20 protein-coding genes are annotated in these 17,128 nt (G+C 40.0%); all 20 read left to right on the top strand.

Annotated elements, in window-relative coordinates; translation table 11 throughout:
• The first annotated feature begins 271 nt into the window (after positions 1 to 271).
• Positions 272 to 493: an AtpZ/AtpI family protein gene (locus MKX78_RS22305; RefSeq protein WP_095371586.1), complete on the top strand. Its 222-nt coding sequence runs from the start codon at positions 272 to 274 to the stop codon at positions 491 to 493.
• 6 nt (positions 494 to 499) lie between these two features.
• Positions 500 to 889 (top strand): ATP synthase subunit I, encoded by a 390-nt coding sequence (locus MKX78_RS22300; protein ID WP_095371587.1) that lies wholly within the window; start codon positions 500 to 502, stop codon positions 887 to 889.
• Between the two features lie 7 nt (positions 890 to 896).
• A complete protein-coding gene (atpB, locus tag MKX78_RS22295) occupies positions 897 to 1,607 on the top strand; it encodes a F0F1 ATP synthase subunit A (RefSeq protein ID WP_095371588.1) in 711 nt (236 codons plus the stop codon).
• Between the two features lie 79 nt (positions 1,608 to 1,686).
• Entirely contained in the window at positions 1,687 to 1,899 is a 213-nt protein-coding gene (gene atpE / locus MKX78_RS22290) for a F0F1 ATP synthase subunit C (protein WP_095371589.1), read from the top strand.
• 130 nt (positions 1,900 to 2,029) lie between these two features.
• Positions 2,030 to 2,548, top strand: coding sequence for a F0F1 ATP synthase subunit B (locus tag MKX78_RS22285; RefSeq protein WP_095371590.1), 519 nt, complete (start codon positions 2,030 to 2,032; stop codon positions 2,546 to 2,548).
• A complete protein-coding gene (locus tag MKX78_RS22280; protein ID WP_095371591.1) occupies positions 2,545 to 3,081 on the top strand; it encodes a F0F1 ATP synthase subunit delta in 537 nt (178 codons plus the stop codon). The genes MKX78_RS22285 and MKX78_RS22280 overlap by 4 nt, the downstream gene beginning before the upstream one ends.
• Before the next feature lie 24 nt (positions 3,082 to 3,105).
• Positions 3,106 to 4,614, top strand: a complete 1,509-nt coding sequence (gene atpA, locus MKX78_RS22275; protein ID WP_095371592.1) for a F0F1 ATP synthase subunit alpha — start codon at positions 3,106 to 3,108, stop codon at positions 4,612 to 4,614.
• Between the two features lie 146 nt (positions 4,615 to 4,760).
• A complete protein-coding gene (locus MKX78_RS22270) occupies positions 4,761 to 5,621 on the top strand; it encodes a F0F1 ATP synthase subunit gamma (protein ID WP_095371593.1) in 861 nt (286 codons plus the stop codon).
• 32 nt (positions 5,622 to 5,653) lie between these two features.
• A complete protein-coding gene (gene atpD, locus MKX78_RS22265) occupies positions 5,654 to 7,075 on the top strand; it encodes a F0F1 ATP synthase subunit beta (RefSeq protein WP_095371594.1) in 1,422 nt (473 codons plus the stop codon).
• Positions 7,076 to 7,097: 22 nt separating this feature from the next.
• A complete protein-coding gene (locus MKX78_RS22260) occupies positions 7,098 to 7,505 on the top strand; it encodes a F0F1 ATP synthase subunit epsilon (protein WP_095371595.1) in 408 nt (135 codons plus the stop codon).
• A 786-nt stretch (positions 7,506 to 8,291) separates the two neighbouring features.
• Complete coding sequence (locus MKX78_RS22255) at positions 8,292 to 8,666, top strand: NADH-quinone oxidoreductase subunit A (RefSeq protein WP_095371596.1); 375 nt, start codon at positions 8,292 to 8,294, stop codon at positions 8,664 to 8,666.
• Positions 8,657 to 9,169 carry a NuoB/complex I 20 kDa subunit family protein gene (locus tag MKX78_RS22250; RefSeq protein WP_157733862.1) on the top strand — a complete coding sequence of 171 codons (513 nt, stop codon included), beginning with the start codon at positions 8,657 to 8,659 and terminating at the stop codon, positions 9,167 to 9,169. Before MKX78_RS22255 ends, MKX78_RS22250 begins: the two co-directional genes overlap by 10 nt.
• A 1-nt stretch (position 9,170) precedes the next feature.
• Positions 9,171 to 10,349, top strand: a complete 1,179-nt coding sequence (locus MKX78_RS22245) for an NADH-quinone oxidoreductase subunit C (protein ID WP_341052471.1) — start codon at positions 9,171 to 9,173, stop codon at positions 10,347 to 10,349.
• Positions 10,350 to 10,355: 6 nt separating this feature from the next.
• Positions 10,356 to 11,456, top strand: a complete 1,101-nt coding sequence (locus tag MKX78_RS22240; protein WP_095371599.1) for an NADH-quinone oxidoreductase subunit D — start codon at positions 10,356 to 10,358, stop codon at positions 11,454 to 11,456.
• Complete coding sequence (gene nuoH / locus MKX78_RS22235; RefSeq protein ID WP_095371600.1) at positions 11,456 to 12,463, top strand: NADH-quinone oxidoreductase subunit NuoH; 1,008 nt, start codon at positions 11,456 to 11,458, stop codon at positions 12,461 to 12,463. The genes MKX78_RS22240 and nuoH overlap by 1 nt, the downstream gene beginning before the upstream one ends.
• 16 nt (positions 12,464 to 12,479) lie before the next feature.
• A complete protein-coding gene (gene nuoI, locus MKX78_RS22230) occupies positions 12,480 to 12,899 on the top strand; it encodes an NADH-quinone oxidoreductase subunit NuoI (RefSeq protein ID WP_095371601.1) in 420 nt (139 codons plus the stop codon).
• Positions 12,896 to 13,411 carry an NADH-quinone oxidoreductase subunit J gene (locus MKX78_RS22225; RefSeq protein WP_095371602.1) on the top strand — a complete coding sequence of 172 codons (516 nt, stop codon included), beginning with the start codon at positions 12,896 to 12,898 and terminating at the stop codon, positions 13,409 to 13,411. Before nuoI ends, MKX78_RS22225 begins: the two co-directional genes overlap by 4 nt.
• Positions 13,404 to 13,718, top strand: coding sequence for an NADH-quinone oxidoreductase subunit NuoK (nuoK, locus tag MKX78_RS22220; protein WP_095371603.1), 315 nt, complete (start codon positions 13,404 to 13,406; stop codon positions 13,716 to 13,718). Before MKX78_RS22225 ends, nuoK begins: the two co-directional genes overlap by 8 nt.
• Positions 13,719 to 13,766: 48 nt before the next feature.
• A complete protein-coding gene (gene nuoL / locus MKX78_RS22215) occupies positions 13,767 to 15,632 on the top strand; it encodes an NADH-quinone oxidoreductase subunit L (protein WP_307318217.1) in 1,866 nt (621 codons plus the stop codon).
• The gene (locus MKX78_RS22210; protein WP_307318218.1) at positions 15,632 to 17,125 is read left to right on the top strand and encodes a complex I subunit 4 family protein; all 1,494 of its coding nucleotides are present in this window, start codon (positions 15,632 to 15,634) and stop codon (positions 17,123 to 17,125) included. The genes nuoL and MKX78_RS22210 overlap by 1 nt, the downstream gene beginning before the upstream one ends.
• The last annotated feature ends 3 nt before the right edge of the window (positions 17,126 to 17,128 follow it).

The raw sequence follows: 17,128 nt of genomic DNA, 5'->3' as shown, positions 1-17,128 counted from the left end.
AACGCATAAATTTTCAGAATTTGCAAGAAAAATCTAGTGAAGATTTTATGAAAAAAGTGTGAACATCCATATTTTGCCCAAAAGAGAACTGGCGAAATTCCCATTAAACGCATTGACATTGACATGCCCCTATTGTATGCTTACAAAGGGTATTATTGATAAGGTTTTCATGAGCAGATTTTATAGTTTTATATCATATGAAATAGACGATTTATCATACTGCTTTCCTCAGAAAACCTCTTACCATTCTCGATTGAGAGGATGCGTTTTAATGCGTCATAATGACCGTCGCCCTTTTAAAGCGATGGCACTCATGTCCGCCATTCTTTCCCAATTAGTAGGCGCCATCCTTCTAGGTGTTTTTGCTGGAAGATGGTTCGATCGGTTACTAGAGACCGAACCACTGTTTCTAATAATCGGTTTATTACTAGGTTTGACAGTGGGCATTTATGCCATGCTTCGTTTAATCCAACAATTTTTTTCAGGAGAATAAACAAATATGCCGGAAATACAAGAAAGATTTAGTAGACAACGTAAATACATGCTTTTCTTGTTGTCGTTCTTTGTACTCGGCTGGGGCTTTACGTCTTATCAATCTATCTTTCTTGGCCTGATTTTGGGAACCGTTCTCAGCTTCTTTAATCTTTGGTTAATTGTAAGGAAGATGATTCAGTTCCGAGAAGCAGTAGAGAAAGAGCAAAAGGTGCGTTCACTAGGAACGATGTCGCGAATGGCATCTGCCGCTTTGGCAGTTATCATCGCACTGGAGTATCCAGCGTATTTTCACCTTATAAGTGTAGTGTTGGGATTAATGACGTCCTATTTAGTCATTATGATAGATTTTTTTCTTCAATCTTTTCATTTACGTAAAAAGCGGGAAGAGAGGTGAATAATTTATGGATCATGGAGCTCCATTGATAAAATTTATGGGGTTAACCTTCAACTTATCTAATATTTTGATGATAACAGTAGCAAGTGCGATAGTTTTCTTAATTGCTGTCATTTCAACTCGTCGTTTAGCAATGAAGCCGACAGGCATGCAAAACTTTTTTGAATGGGTGATGGACTTCGTTAAGAACATCATCAACAGCAACATGGCATGGAAAGATGGTGGTAGATTCCACGTACTTGGAATCACACTCATCATGTACGTATTTGTATCGAACATGCTAGGACTTCCATTTGCAGTCACCTATAACCACGAGCTATGGTGGAAATCACCAACAGCTGATCCGGTCGTAACGCTTACACTAGCAGCGATGGTGGTAGGTCTTTCACATTATTATGGTGTGAGAGTGAAGGGTCTGAAAGAATATGGGAAAGATTTCTTCAAGCCAATGTGGTTTATGTTCCCATTGAAAATCATTGAAGAGTTTGCCAACACATTAACACTTGGTTTGCGTCTTTACGGTAATATTTATGCAGGGGAAATCCTACTGACATTACTAGCAGGCTCACTTGCAACAGGGTTCTTAGGAACGGCTGTAGCAGTATTACCAACATTATTATGGATGGGATTCTCCGTATTTATCGGTGCTATCCAAGCATTTATTTTCTGTATGTTAACAATGGTTTATATGTCTCACAAAGTGAGTCACGACCATTAATATATACCTGTTCATTACATGAACAAAACATGTTTGTTAAAAATAATTTTATTCCAAAATTTTAAGGAGGAAACAAATAATGGGTCTTATAGCAGCAGCAATCGCAATCGGTTTAGCAGCACTTGGTGCAGGTATTGGTAACGGATTAATCGTTTCAAAAACAGTTGAAGGTATGGCACGTCAACCAGAAGCTCGTGGTATGCTTCAAACTACTATGTTCATCGGGGTAGCGTTAGTTGAGGCGATTCCGATCATCGGCGTAGTTATCGCATTCATGGTTATCGGTGGCTAATTTTTTGTATTTGTAAAATGGCGAAGATCATCACAAGTGGACCTTCGCCTTTCCTTTATGTAAATTCAATCGAATGACTTTAAAATAGTTTGACCTTAAGTGAACGTCTCTTGAAGGGAGTGAATCGAGGGTGTTATTAGATAGTTATGTATTAGGTGCATCTGGCGGCTTTAATGGTGGCGATATCATTTTCCAATTGATTATGTTCATCATTTTGTTAGCTTTAATTAAAAAGTTTGCATGGGGCCCACTTATGGGAATCATGAACCAACGTGAAGAACATATCGCTGGTGAAATTGAAGCAGCAGAAGCAAGTCGTGTAGAGGCGAAGAAATTACTAGAAGAACAAAAACTTCTATTAAAAGAAGCGCGTACAGAAGCGCAAACGTTAATTGAAAGCGCGAAAAAGCAAGGTGAAGCGCAACGCGAAGAGATAATTGTTGCGGCACGTGCTGAAGGCGATCGTTTGAAAAATTCTGCAAAACTTGAAATCGAGCAGCAAAAAGAACAAGCTGTATCAGCTATTCGTGAACAAGTTGCTTCATTATCTGTCCTAGTTGCTTCGAAAGTCATTGAGAAGGAATTAAGTGCAGCCGATCAAGAAAAACTAATTAACGAATATATTCAAGAGGCAGGCGAGAAGCAATGACGAGCTCAATAGTGGCAAAACGTTACGCGTTAGCTCTATTCCAGCTTGCGAATGAACATCAGCTTCTTGACCAAATGGAAGATGAGCTTCGTGCAGTGAAAGACGTAGTGAATCATGACTCTGAATTTAAAGCAGTGCTAAAGACTCCTAAGCTCTCTATTCAAAAAAAGAAAGAGATCGTAAAGGAAGCTTTTGCATCTGTTAACACATATGTGATAAACACTTTACTCATCATGGTGGAGCGTCATCGTGAAGATGAAATCACAGGTATGGTCGAGCATTTCTTAGACCTATCAGATGAGCAAAAAGGAATTGCTGAAGCGAAAGTTTACTCTGTTCGTCCTTTAACTGATGAAGAGAGAAACGCTTTATCTGCAACATTTGCAGCTAAAGTGGGCAAGCAATCCCTTCGTATAGAAAATATCGTTGATTCAAATTTATTGGGCGGTGTCAAGCTTCGCATAGGAAACAAGATTTTCGATGGCAGCTTACGTGGCAAGCTAGATAGACTTGAGCGACAATTGTTAGGCTAAGATTCGTAGATAGGGGTGAAACTCATGAGCATCAAAGCTGAAGAAATCAGTGCGCTGATAAAAAAGCAAATTGAAGGTTATCAGTCGGAAATTCAAGTGAGTGATGTCGGTACAGTTATCTCAGTAGGTGATGGTATCGCGCGTGTTCATGGTTTAGATAACGCCATGGCTGGCGAACTTGTTGAATTTTCGAATGGCGTTATGGGTATGGCGCAAAACCTTGAAGAAAGTAACGTCGGTATTGTTATTTTAGGACCATTCACAGAGATCAAAGAAGGCGATGAAGTACGCCGCACAGGACGTATCATGGAGGTACCAGTAGGTGAAGAACTTATTGGCCGTGTTGTAAACCCTCTTGGACACCCTGTTGATGGAATGGGACCAATCAATACAACAAAAACTCGTCCGATTGAAGGACCGGCTCCAGGTGTTATGGATCGTAAATCTGTACATGAGCCATTACAAACAGGTATTAAAGCGATTGACGCATTAGTGCCAATCGGTCGTGGTCAACGTGAGTTAATCATCGGGGACCGTCAAACAGGTAAAACATCTGTTGCAATCGACACAATTTTAAACCAAGCTGACCAAGATATGATTTGTATCTATGTTGCAATTGGTCAAAAAGAATCAACTGTACGTAATGCTGTTGAAACATTACGTAAAACAGGTGCACTAGATTACACGATTGTTGTAACTGCATCTGCATCTCAACCAGCTCCATTACTTTACTTAGCACCATACGCTGGGGTAGCAATGGGTGAAGAGTTCATGTATAACGGTAAACATGTACTAGTTGTTTATGATGACTTAACAAAACAAGCATCTGCTTACCGTGAACTTTCATTATTATTACGTCGTCCTCCAGGTCGTGAAGCATATCCAGGGGATGTATTCTACTTGCACAGCCGTCTTTTAGAGCGTGCAGCTAAACTAAGTGACGCAAAAGGTGCCGGTTCAATCACTGCGCTACCTTTCATTGAAACACAAGCAGGTGACGTTTCTGCCTATATTCCAACAAACGTTATTTCTATCACTGACGGACAAATCTTCCTTCAGTCTGACCTATTCTTCTCTGGTGTTCGTCCAGCGATTAACGCAGGTCTTTCTGTATCACGTGTTGGTGGTTCTGCACAAATCAAGGCAATGAAAAAAGTAGCTGGTACATTACGTCTAGACCTTGCTTCATTCCGTGAACTTGAATCATTCTCTCAATTTGGTTCAGATTTAGATGCAGCAACACAAGCGAAGTTAAACCGTGGTGCTCGTACAGTTGAGGTTCTTAAACAAGACCTTAATAAACCACTTAAAGTAGAAAAGCAAGTTGCGATTCTTTATGCGTTAACTCGTGGTTTCCTTGATGATATTCCAGTTGAAGATATCCGTCGTTTTGAAGAAGAATATCTTACTTGGTTAGATCAAAATCATAAAGAATTGCTTGACCATATCGCTACAACTCAAGGCCTTCCGGCTGATGAAGATATGGCAGCTGCAATTAACGAATTCAAGAAAACGTTTGTGGTTTCTGAATAATCATTGCAGAGTTAGACAGGATGGGATCGTTGTCCCTTCCTGCCTTTTCATGCATTGTTTTTACAGGATCTAATGATATATAAGGATTGGGACAGCCTACGCGCTAACCAATCAAACACACTTAAGTATAAGGGTGGTGAGAACCTGTGGCATCATTACGTGATATAAAGAACCGAATCAATTCTACGAAGAAAACAAGTCAAATTACAAAAGCTATGCAAATGGTATCAGCTTCAAAGATGACTCGTGCGGAAATGAATGCAAAAGCATTTGTACCTTATATGGAAAAAATCCAAGAGGTAACAGCGTCTATCGCAATTGGTAGTGCAGATGCATCACATCCAATGTTAGTGAGCCGTCCGGTTAAGAAAACGGGTTATGTCGTCATTACATCTGACCGTGGACTAGCTGGGGCATTTAACAGTAGAGTTCTAAAAGCCGTTAACCAAACAATTCAACAAAGACATAAGTCTAATGATGAGTTTGCGATAATAGCGATTGGTAGAATGGCCGTTGATTTCTTCAAAGGAAAAGGGATGAATGTAATCGTCGATATCGTCGGCGTAGCAGACCAGCCATCATTTGCTGAAATCAAAGACTTAACAACTAAAACGGTTGGTATGTTCTCTGATGAAACATATGATGAGCTATACATTTATTACAATCACTATGTCAGCGCAATTACTCAAGAAGTAACATCGAAAAAAATCTTACCACTAACAGATATTTCTAGTGGGTCAGACCAGTTAACTTCGTATGAATTTGAGCCTTCCGCTGAAGAAATTTTGAAAGTATTGCTACCTCAGTATGCTGAAAGCTTAATCTATGGTGCATTATTAGATAGTAAAGCTAGTGAGCATGCCGCGCGTATGACAGCGATGAAAAATGCTACGGATAATGCGAAGGATCTAATCAATGCATTAGACTTAAGCTATAACCGTGCGCGTCAGGCTGCAATTACTCAAGAGATTACTGAAATTGTCGGTGGAGCAGCTGCTCTAGAATAATTAAATAGCATTTCTTATTAGGAGGGAAAAAGATGAACAAAGGACGCGTTCTTCAAGTTATGGGTCCGGTTGTTGACGTAAAGTTCGAAAACGGTCAATTACCAGCAATCTATAACGCATTGCAAATTGATAACACTTCGCGTAACGAATCTGAAGTTGGAATCAACTTAACCCTTGAAGTTGCCCTTCATTTAGGTGATGACACTGTACGTACAATTGCTATGTCTTCAACAGATGGTTTACAACGTGGAACTGAAGTAATAGATACAGGTGCAGCCATCTCTGTACCAGTAGGTGATATCACTCTTGGCCGTGTATTTAACGTACTAGGTGATACAATTGACCTGGATCCAGCCATTACTGGTGATGCTCGTCGTGACTCTATTCATAGAGAAGCACCTACATTCGAAAAACTTTCTACAGAAGTAGAAATTCTTGAAACAGGAATTAAAGTAGTAGACTTACTTGCTCCTTACATCAAAGGTGGTAAAATCGGTCTATTCGGTGGTGCCGGTGTTGGTAAAACCGTTTTAATTCAAGAGTTAATCAATAACATCGCTCAAGAGCACGGTGGTATTTCTGTATTCGCTGGTGTTGGTGAGCGTACACGTGAAGGTAATGACCTTTACTATGAAATGACTGACTCAGGCGTTATTAAGAAAACTGCGATGGTATTCGGACAAATGAATGAGCCACCTGGAGCACGTATGCGTGTTGCCCTAACTGGTTTAACAATGGCTGAATATTTCCGTGATGAGCAAGGACAAGACGTTCTTTTCTTCATGGATAACATCTTCCGTTTCACGCAAGCAGGTTCTGAGGTATCTGCCCTACTTGGTCGTATGCCATCTGCCGTTGGTTACCAACCAACACTTGCAACTGAAATGGGTAAATTACAAGAACGTATTACTTCAACGAATGTTGGATCTGTTACATCAATTCAAGCGATTTATGTACCTGCCGATGACTATACTGACCCGGCTCCAGCAACAACTTTCGCTCACTTAGATGCAACAACAAACTTAGAGCGTAAATTATCTGAAATGGGTATTTACCCTGCCGTGGATCCATTAGCATCTACATCACGTGCACTTTCACCTGAAACAGTTGGTGAAGAGCATTATGAAGTAGCTCGTACTGTACAACAAACGTTACAACGTTACAGAGAGCTTCAAGATATTATCGCGATCCTAGGTATGGACGAGCTTGGAGACGAAGATAAGCTTATCGTTGAACGTGCGCGTCGTATCCAATTCTTCTTATCTCAAAACTTCCACGTAGCAGAGCAATTTACAGGCCAACCAGGTTCTTATGTTCCTGTAAAAGAAACTGTTAAAGGATTTAAAGAAATCCTTGAAGGTAAATATGACCACCTACCAGAAGATGCTTTCCGTCTAGTTGGTCGTATTGAAGAAGTAATTGAAGCTGCTAAAAAAATGGGCGTAGAGGTATAATTTAGGACCAGGAGGGTAAAAAATGAAGACGATTAAAGTCAGTGTTGTTACTCCCGATGGCCCGGTGTATGAATCCGATGTGGAAATGGTAAGTACCAAAGCTGAAAGTGGAGAGCTAGGTATTTTAGCAGGTCACGTCCCTATGGTTGCACCGTTACAAATTGGAGCTGTCCGTCTAAAGAAAGAAAATCAATCTGATTTGGTTGCTGTTAGCGGTGGTTTCCTCGAAGTACGTCCGGACCAAGTAACGATTTTAGCGCAATCTGCGGAACAAGCGACTGATATCGATCTTGATCGTGCCAAAAGTGCAAAAGATCGTGCAGAACAACGTTTGAATGAAACAAAGCGTGAAAACGTCGACTTCAAACGTGCAGAACTTGCACTAAAACGTGCGATGAATCGTATCAATGTTTCGGAGAGAAATATATAATCATCATGAAAACGAATCAATCCTGTTTTTATCATCAGGATTGGTTCGTTTTTTGTTTTGCGTGGGTCTATTTAAGCGTGTCTTTCGGGTGGTAAACGAACCGTGGAATGAATCGATGACATAAATTTGTGCTGTGATGCCTCTATAATACCAATACGTTTCAGAAATCCCGTGAGTGAATTAAATTGATTGGATGAGTTCAGCTGATAAACCAAAACGAGGCAAATAATGTGTGGTTGGAAAAATATGATTTGATTCGATGATAAACGAGTCAAAAAAATGAGGTAGCGGAAAAATTTGATTGGATTCAGTGATAAACGAGTCAAAAAAATGAGGTAGCAGAAAATATGATAGTATTCGGTGCTAAACGAGTCAAGAAAAATGAGGTAGCGGAAAAATATGAGTGTATCCAGTGTTAAATAAGTCAATTACGCTCAGTTTCTCAGCCTTCATCTTTTTGTAATTGCAAGCAAACATGCTCATAGTGAATTGAATTTCACTCATCCTGCTGATAAGATTTCTGACCCCTTGTGAGCAAAAGCTATATAGATCTATCTATTTCCTCACAATAATATAAACCTTCTCTTTATCCTACCAACAGTTCTTATTTTTTTCGGATAAGATTCAGTAAAAAAGATATATCCTATACAACTTGTCATATAAATGAAGTATGGGATAGATGGAAATGACTAGTGGCTTATCGACAGAATATGGCAAGGGTGTTATAATGTATCCGATTACATTTTAAAAATTTTGAATAGTCTCTATATTATGGAGGGGATGATATTGGAATTATGGCATCTGTATCAAAATAATTATTTGATAGTCCTTTCTTTTATAATTATCGGTGTGCTATTACCATTAGTTGCTCTATTTTTCGGGAAATTGTTGCGACCATATCAACCTAATGAGAATAAGTATACTACTTATGAAAGTGGAATTGATCCCTTTCAAGACTCAAGGGTACAATTCACGGTTCGTTATTACATGTTTGCTCTTCTTTTCGTCATTTTTGATGTGGAGACAGTGTTTTTATATCCATGGGCCGTAGCATATGAAAAATTAGGCATATTTGCTTTAATAGAGATGCTGATTTTCGTGTTTATGTTAGTGATAGGTTTAATATATGCTTGGAAAAAGAAGGTGCTGAAATGGATTTAAAATTAGATCAAATGAGTGAAAAAGAAATGGCTGAAATTCAGCGTAATATATTCATGTCTACATTAGAGCAGTTAAAAGGATGGGCTAGAAGTAATTCATTATGGCCGATGACGTTTGGCCTCGCCTGTTGTGCCATTGAAATGATGGGTGTGGGTTCTTCTCACTATGATCTCGATCGTTTTGGCTCTTTTTTCCGCACTTCTCCACGACAATCTGATGTCATGATTGTATCTGGTACCGTCACGAAAAAAATGGCTCCAGTAATTAGACGGCTTTATGATCAAATGCCTGAACCGAAGTGGGTGATTGCTATGGGCTCTTGTGCAACTGCAGGTGGTCCATATGTTTATTCTTATTCTGTTGTAAAAGGGGTAGACCAAGTGGTCCCAGTTGATGTGTACATACCAGGTTGTCCACCTAATCCTGCAGCACTCATATACGGTGTCAATAAGTTAAAGGCAAAAATCCGTTATGAGGCGAAAACAGGAAAGCGGGTGATCTGACTTGGATGAAAAAGATAAAGAGCAGTTAAAAAAGGAAGCAGCCGAAAAAGCAAGAGCAGCTGCACAAAGAAAACGGGAAGAGAGGGAAAAGAAAAAAGAAGAATCGCATGACTCAGTATCCGAAGTGAACCAAACAAAAGATGATGTTACCTCCAATCAAGATCTAGAAAAACAAAAAGCAGCGGCCGCCGCCAAGGCAAAAGCAGCCGCAATAGCAAAGAAAAAAGCAAAAGAGACAGAAAGAAAAGAAACAGAGCCAACCTCCAATCAAGATCTAGAAAAACAAAAAGCAGCGGCCGCCGCCAAGGCAAAAGCAGCCGCGATAGCAAAGAAAAAAGCAAAAGAGACAGAAGGAAAAGAAACAGAGCCAACCTCCAATCAAGATCTAGAAAAACAAAAAGCAGCGGCCGCCGCCAAGGCAAAAGCAGCCGCAATAGCAAAGAAAAAAGCAAAAGAGACAGAAGGAAAAGAAACAGAGCCAACATCTAACCAAGACTTAGAAAAACAAAAGGCAATCGCTATTGCCAAAGCCAAAGCAGCCGCTGCAGCGAAACGAAAGGCAAAGAACGCGAATGAAAGTGGCGATTCAGAGAAGGCTAAAGCCATCGCAGCCGCCAAAGCAAAGGCAGCTGCAGCAGCAAAGGCAAGAGGGAAAACAACTCAAGCAAAAGAAACAGAAGAGCCAGAACCTATCACACCATCACCTCAACAACCAATCTTAGATCGTTACCTCAACATTGTAAAAGAACACTACAAAGAAGATATTTTAGAAGATTCCTATATTAATCGTATGAGCAAGCATGTGCCCACTATTGTTGTTAAGCTAGAACATTACTATTCCCTTGCCTTGTTATTCAAACAACATAGCGGTCTTCATTTTGAATTTTTATCAGAATTACATGGAACTGATTTTGAAACATATATGGAGATTTATGTTCATTTATACTCCTTTAAAAATAAGCAGTCTGTCGCTTTGAAAGTGAAAATGGATCGTGAAAATCCAAGAGTTGATTCTATTGCAACTATATGGCCAGGTGCGAACTGGCCAGAGTGTGAAGCATATGACCTCCTTGGTATTCAATTTACCAACCACCCTGACCTACATCGCATTATGCTTGGGGAAGATTGGGTTGGTCATCCTCTCCGCAAGGATTATGAACCTTATGATGTGGAGGTGTAAAAGGCAATGATCAGAACAGAAGAGATGCTATTGAATGTAGGACCACAGCATCCCAGTACACATGGCGTTTTTCGTCTTGTTATCAAAATAGATGGAGAAATGATTATTGATGCCAAACCAGTCATCGGTTATCTCCATAGAGGAACAGAAAAAATAGCTGAAAATCTGCAATATACACAAATCATTCCCTATACAGATCGCTTAGATTACTTGGCCGCGATGACAAATAATTATGTGCTTTGCCACGCAGTTGAAACGATGATGGAGCTAGACATTCCTGAACGAGCGGAATACCTTCGCATCATCACGATGGAACTCGGTAGAATTGCTAGTCATCTTGTTTGGTGGGGTACATATTTGCTTGATTTAGGGGCGACAAGTCCATTTTTATACGCTTTTAGAGAAAGAGAAATGATCATCAATTTGTTAAATGAAATCTCAGGTGGCCGCCTAACATTTAATTATATGAGAGTAGGCGGAGTGAAATGGGATGCACCAGACGGTTGGATAGAAAAAGTGAAGGCGTTTATTCCTTACATGAGAGAGCAGTTAGCGGGTTACGGAGATCTCGTAACCGGCAATGAAATTTTCCTTAATCGTGTAAAGGGTATCGGTCAATACACAAAAGAAGAGGCAATGGACTATTCCTTAAGCGGAGCCAATTTACGTTGTACTGGGCTTGCTTGGGATTTACGGAAAAGTGAACCTTATTCCATTTACGACCGGTTTTCTTTTGAAATATGTACAGCTGATACAGGTGATGCATGGGGAAGGTACCAAGTGCGTATCCAGGAAATAGAACAAAGTTTACGGATACTTGAGCAAGCGGTGGAGCAATTCCCTGAAACAGGTGAGGTCATGGGTAAGGTTCCTAAGGTCATTAAACCGCCTAAAGGAGAAACGTTTGTACGCATCGAGTCTCCTCGAGGAGAAATCGGTTGTTATATTGCCAGTGAAGGTAAGAAAGAGCCATATCGTCTGAAATTTAGGCGGCCGTCTTTTTATAATCTGCAAATCTTACCGAAGTTACTAGTTGGTCAGAATATGGCTAATTTAATCGCAATCCTTGGCGCAATTGATATCGTGCTTGGGGAGGTGGACGGATAATGATTGAGGGATTATTAACTTCTGAAGCGACATGGCTCCATTTCTTCATTTATTTTGCATTAACGGTTCTGCTGTTATTTATTGTTCTAGGGTTTGTCACTTATGCCATTTTAGCAGAAAGAAAGGTTATGGGCTTTATGCAATTGCGGCATGGGCCTAACCAAGTAGGAGGAAGATGGGGACTATTACAAACAGTTGCGGATGTCTTGAAGCTACTGATTAAGGAAGATGCCATTCCACGGGCAGCAGACAAACCATTATTTATTCTTGCACCGTTAATTGCTTTTACACCTGCTTTTATGGTATTAGCAATCATTCCATTCACTGATCGATTTCAATTCGCTGATATCGGTGTTGGTTTGCTTTATTATATTGCTGTCTCGGGTATTACGACTGTCGGAGTTGTGACCGCAGGGTGGGCTTCTAATAATAAATATGCATTAATGGGGGCAATGAGGGCAGCCGCACAGATGATATCATATGAAATTCCACTAGTTATGTCGGTCATTGGTGTCATTCTTCTGACAGGAAGTATGAACTTAAATGATATTGTGTTAGCGCAAGAAAATGGCTGGTATATTCTTTGGCAACCGATTGCCTTTATCGTCTTCTTTATTGCAGCAGTAGCTGAATTGAATCGGGTGCCGTTTGATTTGGCTGAAGCGGAGTCGGAACTTGTTGCAGGTTATTTTGTTGAGTATACCGGTTTTCGTTGGGCGTTCTTTATGTTAGCTGAGTATGTGTATATGTTCGCAATGTCAGCGTTAATAACTGTCGTCTTTTTAGGTGGTTGGCTACCATTACCCTATTTAGGGTTTATACCGGGAGCCGTTTGGTTTGCACTTAAATTTATGGTTGTTATCTTTCTGCTTATTTGGTTCCGTGTTACTTTCCCAAGGATACGTGCCGACCAACTAATGGAGTTCGGCTGGAAGGTATTATTGCCAGTAGCTATAGCGAATATCTTCCTCACTGCATTATTAAAAGAATGGATCAATCTATTTTAAAAGGGGTGACAAAGGTATGTTTGGATTAGCAAAAGGATTGAAATACACGTTGAAAAATATGACGCGCAAGAAACTAACCTATGATTATCCTAATGAACCCTTACCACTTCCCGATCGCTTTAGGGGAATTCAAAAATTTTATCCAGAAAAATGCATCGTCTGTAATCAATGTGCCAATATATGTCCGACAGATTGCATTACACTCACGGGGAAAAAGCATCCCGATTCAAGTAAGCGGGGGAAAATTATTGATACGTATGATATAAATTTCGAAATTTGTATACTATGTGACTTATGTACGGAAGTTTGTCCTACTGAGGCAATCATTATGACAAATCATTTTGAACTCGCAGAATATAGTCGTGATGAATTATTTAAAGATCTTGTGTGGTTGGATGAAAATGATACCCAATTACGAAAGGAGAATAAGGCATGAGCGGCGAGTTTTTCATATTTATTGTTTTATCACTCATCGCTATAGGCGGTGGGATCATGATGATCAACTTAACAAAGGTTGTTCATATGGTCGTCGCTCTCGTCTTTACTTTCATTAGTATTGCTGGCATTTACGTCATGCTTTCTGCAGAATTTATTGCAGTAGTCCAAATCCTTATCTATTCAGGTGCGATCACAATTATGATGCTTTTTGGCATTATGTTAACGCGTCATAATGACAAGAGCGAGACGAGTGGAGGAGGCTTTAGAAAATTTCTCATCTTTCTAGCCATCCTTGGGTTCGGGCTCGTCTTTTACTTAGGTATATACCAACTTGAACTAGGGGAACCATCCACTTCATTGCATGAAAATAATACAGAGCAAATAGGGATTGCCCTTTATTCGAAATATATTATTCCTTTTGAATTAACTTCGGTTATTTTACTCGTCGCCCTTATTGGTGCGATAGTGTTAGCGAAACGGGATGATGAGGAGGGGGAAGAACGTGAGTAGTGTGCCGTTATCTGCCTATTTAACACTAGCCATTATCCTCTTTTGTATCGGATTATACGGGGCATTAACGAAGAAGAATACTGTCATTGTACTTATTGCCATTGAATTAATGTTAAATGCGGTTAATATTAACCTCGTTGCTTTTAGTAAGTATGGCATGATGCCTTCAATAGATGGCCAAATATTTGCCCTTTTTGCCATTGCAGTTGCTGCGGCTGAGGCGGCAGTCGGGCTCGCTATCCTCATAGCTATCTATCGAAATCGTAAATCCGTCAATGTAGATGATTACAACTCTTTGAAAAATTAACTTGAATGAACATACGTCATTCGTATGAATAAAAGGGGACATGAAGAAATGATGGAGATTGCATGGATCATACCGCTTTTTCCGCTTTTCTCCTTCTTAGTGCTACTTATTTTTGGAAGGAAGTGGCGGAGAGGGCAAATTGATTTCGCAGTAATTCTTTCCTTAGTTAGTTTTATATGTGCTTTACTGGTTTTATTTGCGCGTTTCACGCAGGAAAATGTAAAGGTAGAGTTCATATGGCTAACCATAGGAGAGACTCAATTGACTGCAGGTTTTGAGGTCAATCAATTAAATGCCCTTATGCTTGTCATTGTCTCGCTCGTTAGCTTCCTCGTACATATGTATTCAAAGGCATACATGGAGGGAGATGAGCGCATAACAGTATTTTTCTCATACTTAGGATTATTCACCTTTGCGATGCTTGGACTTGTTCTTTCTCCTAATCTATTACAAACATATATATTCTGGGAGCTTGTGGGCGTTGGCTCATTTCTATTGATTGGTTTTTATTTTTATAAAGAAGAGGCAAAAGTAGCTGCCAAGAAAGCATTTATCATGACGAGAATTGGTGATATCGGCCTTCTCATTGGTATGATTCTTCTCTTTTGGCAAGTAGGGAGCTTTGAGTATGATGAGATTTTTGCTGCTATCTCAGCGGGTGGTCTATCAGAAACGATGGCTACCTTAACAGCTATTCTTATCTTTATCGGAGCCGTTGGGAAGTCTGGTCAGTTCCCGTTGCATTCGTGGTTACCTGATGCGATGGAAGGACCCACGCCTGTATCGGCATTAATTCATGCTGCCACAATGGTAGCAGCTGGTGTTTACCTTGTAGCAGCACTTTATCCGTTATTCGCCTTCAGTGAGGTGGCCATGCTTACCATAGCTATTGTTGGTGGATTTACCGCCATTTTTGCTGCAACGATTGGGATGACCCAAAAAGATATTAAAAGAGCTTTAGCGTATTCTACTGTAAGTCAGCTAGGTTATATGATGCTTGCATTAGGGGTGGGAGGTTACGTGGCCGGTGTATTCCATTTAACAACACACGCCTTTTTTAAGGCACTATTGTTTTTAGCAGCTGGTAGTGTCATTCATGCTGTTCATACCCAAGATATTGAGAAAATGGGTGGCTTATGGAAGAAGATGAAATGGACTGCACCGTTCTTTCTAATTGGGACAATGGCGATTAGCGGAGTACCTTTATTATCAGGCTTTTTTAGTAAAGAAGAAATATTAGTGTCTGCCTGGGTGAGTGGTCATTACTTATTATTCACACTTGCAATCATTGCTGCTTTCTTCACTGCATTTTACATGTTCCGCTTATTTTTCTTAGTATTTGGTGGAGAAGAAAAGAAAGAGCATTCAATGGTAAAAGATTCATCCAATTGGATGACCGTTCCCATGCTGGTTCTTGCGTTGTTAGCGATTGTTGCTGGTTATATACAAACCCCTTGGTTCGGAACATTTTTAGGAGATTGGTTAACAACGGGGATAGCTGCAAATGTGCATGGTCATCTCGATGGTCCGCTTTGGGTGATGATTGTAGCCACGATTGTAGCATTCTTAGGTATCTTGCTTGCTTGGTTGATGTATAGTAAGAAAGTTATTTCCAGAGATTGGTTTACATCAAGAGCTCCTTATACGTATCAGCTTGTAGTAAATAAATATTATATCGATGAAGTGTATCAGTATATCTTTGTTAAAGGTAGCCGCTTTGTAAGTCAAGTTCTACATTTCGTGGAGGTTTATTTAATTGAAGGTCTCATTTCTCTTGTAACCATCACCATTAAACAGTTGAGCATGATTGGTTCAAAGTTTCAAAATGGGCAGACTCAATTGTATGGAACGGTTGCTTTTGTTGGGTTAGCCATTCTGATCGTAGTGTTTGCAGTGACAGGAGGTGGCTTATAGTGGGATTCCCGTTTATATTGAGCATTATTGTATTTGCGCCCCTTCTCGGTGTCTTATTATTAACACTGGTTGCAAAAACGAAGGAGAAAACGATTAAAACAGTCGCTACACTTAGTACCCTTCCTTCTCTTTTTCTATCAATCTACTTAATTATCTCATCTAAGATGGGTGTAGAGTTAGTTAGTTTTTCTGGGAAATTAAGTTGGATGCAATTTGGTAATCCCGAAGTCTTTGGCAAATTATACAGTATTGATTATGAATTAGGAGTAGACGGTTTTTCTCTTATTCTATTGTTATTAACTGCCTTACTCTCTACGTTAGCCGCCTTTGCTTCATTTCAGATCAAAGCAGGGTGGAAAGGTTATTACATGCTATTTCTATTATTAGAAGTTGGCATGCTCGGGGTGTTTGCTGCTGAGAACTTAGTATTATTCTTTATCTTTTTTGAAGTGACTTTAGTGGCAACCTTCTTTTTAATAGGCAAATGGGGGCTATATGAAAAAGAACGAACAGCCTTCTCTTTGCTCATTTATAACGGGATTGGGTCAGCAATCCTTTTAGTTGTCATCATGGTATTGTTTGCTAAAACAGGTACGGCGAATATCGAGGCCTTAATGTCTATTTTAAGTGCAGATGATGGAACGGTTTTTTCATCAAAAGAGAAAACGGGCTTGCTGCTTGCCTTATTCATTGCCTTTGGGATTAAGCTTCCTATTTGGCCGTTTCACAGCTGGATGGTTAAGGTTCATGCTGAAGCGCCAGCAGCAATTGTCATGCTTCATGCGGGTGTACTGTTGAAAATTGGCGCCTATGGTCTCATCCATTTTGGTTTAGGCTTCTTTCCAAACCAGTTTCAATCGCTCACTTTATGGCTGGCGATACTTGGTGTAATCAACTTGCTTTATGGTGCGTTTTTAGCATTATCCCAACAAGAACTGAGAAAAATTTTAGCTTACTCATCGATTTCGCATATGGGTATCGTGCTTATCGGATTGGCTGCATTAAATGAAGCGGGGATACAAGGAGCGATGTTTCAAGTGGTCTCACATGGGTTAATTGCCGCCTTGTTCTTCTATCTTATCGGTATCTTTTACGAGAGATATCAATCTAGTTCCATGGATGATTTAAATGGGCTAGCGAAAACAATGCCAATCGCTTCAGGTTTTTTGTTAGTAGCAGGTCTCGCCTCATTAGGTTTACCCGGTATGTCAGGGTTTGTCGCGGAATTTCTCGTGTTCCTGGGTCTATTTCAAGAATGGCCAGTGCTTGCAGTTATCGCATGTTTAGGCATTATATTGACGGCTGTATATATATTACGAGCAGTGCTAGGGATTACTTTTGGCCAACAAGAGAAGGCGAAAAGGGTAAGAGATATGACGTCATTAGAGATTTGGCCAGCAATTATTTTGCTTTTATGTATTGTTGGTATTGGTGTTTATCCAGATATTATCGGTTCAACTTTAAAATCAATCATCATTGGATTAGGGGGGTGAAAT

Origin of the sequence: Cytobacillus sp. FSL R5-0569, assembly GCF_038007265.1 — a bacterium.
Taxonomy (GTDB): Bacteria; Bacillota; Bacilli; order Bacillales; family Cytobacillaceae; genus Cytobacillus; species Cytobacillus kochii.
This window is presented reverse-complemented; position numbering and strand designations above follow the sequence as displayed.

Bases quoted from the DNA above. Each gene is read 5' to 3' on its own strand.
- MKX78_RS22305 (WP_095371586.1), top strand. From the start codon at position 272: ATGCGTCATAATGACCGTCGCCCTTTTAAAGCGATGGCACTCATGTCC.
- MKX78_RS22300 (WP_095371587.1), top strand. From the start codon at position 500: ATGCCGGAAATACAAGAAAGATTTAGTAGACAACGTAAATACATGCTT.
- atpB (WP_095371588.1), top strand. From the start codon at position 897: ATGGATCATGGAGCTCCATTGATAAAATTTATGGGGTTAACCTTCAAC.
- atpE (WP_095371589.1), top strand. From the start codon at position 1,687: ATGGGTCTTATAGCAGCAGCAATCGCAATCGGTTTAGCAGCACTTGGT.
- MKX78_RS22280 (WP_095371591.1), top strand. From the start codon at position 2,545: ATGACGAGCTCAATAGTGGCAAAACGTTACGCGTTAGCTCTATTCCAG.
- atpA (WP_095371592.1), top strand. From the start codon at position 3,106: ATGAGCATCAAAGCTGAAGAAATCAGTGCGCTGATAAAAAAGCAAATT.
- atpD (WP_095371594.1), top strand. From the start codon at position 5,654: ATGAACAAAGGACGCGTTCTTCAAGTTATGGGTCCGGTTGTTGACGTA.
- MKX78_RS22260 (WP_095371595.1), top strand. From the start codon at position 7,098: ATGAAGACGATTAAAGTCAGTGTTGTTACTCCCGATGGCCCGGTGTAT.
- MKX78_RS22250 (WP_157733862.1), top strand. From the start codon at position 8,657: ATGGATTTAAAATTAGATCAAATGAGTGAAAAAGAAATGGCTGAAATT.
- MKX78_RS22240 (WP_095371599.1), top strand. From the start codon at position 10,356: ATGATCAGAACAGAAGAGATGCTATTGAATGTAGGACCACAGCATCCC.
- nuoH (WP_095371600.1), top strand. From the start codon at position 11,456: ATGATTGAGGGATTATTAACTTCTGAAGCGACATGGCTCCATTTCTTC.
- nuoI (WP_095371601.1), top strand. From the start codon at position 12,480: ATGTTTGGATTAGCAAAAGGATTGAAATACACGTTGAAAAATATGACG.
- MKX78_RS22225 (WP_095371602.1), top strand. From the start codon at position 12,896: ATGAGCGGCGAGTTTTTCATATTTATTGTTTTATCACTCATCGCTATA.
- nuoL (WP_307318217.1), top strand. From the start codon at position 13,767: ATGATGGAGATTGCATGGATCATACCGCTTTTTCCGCTTTTCTCCTTC.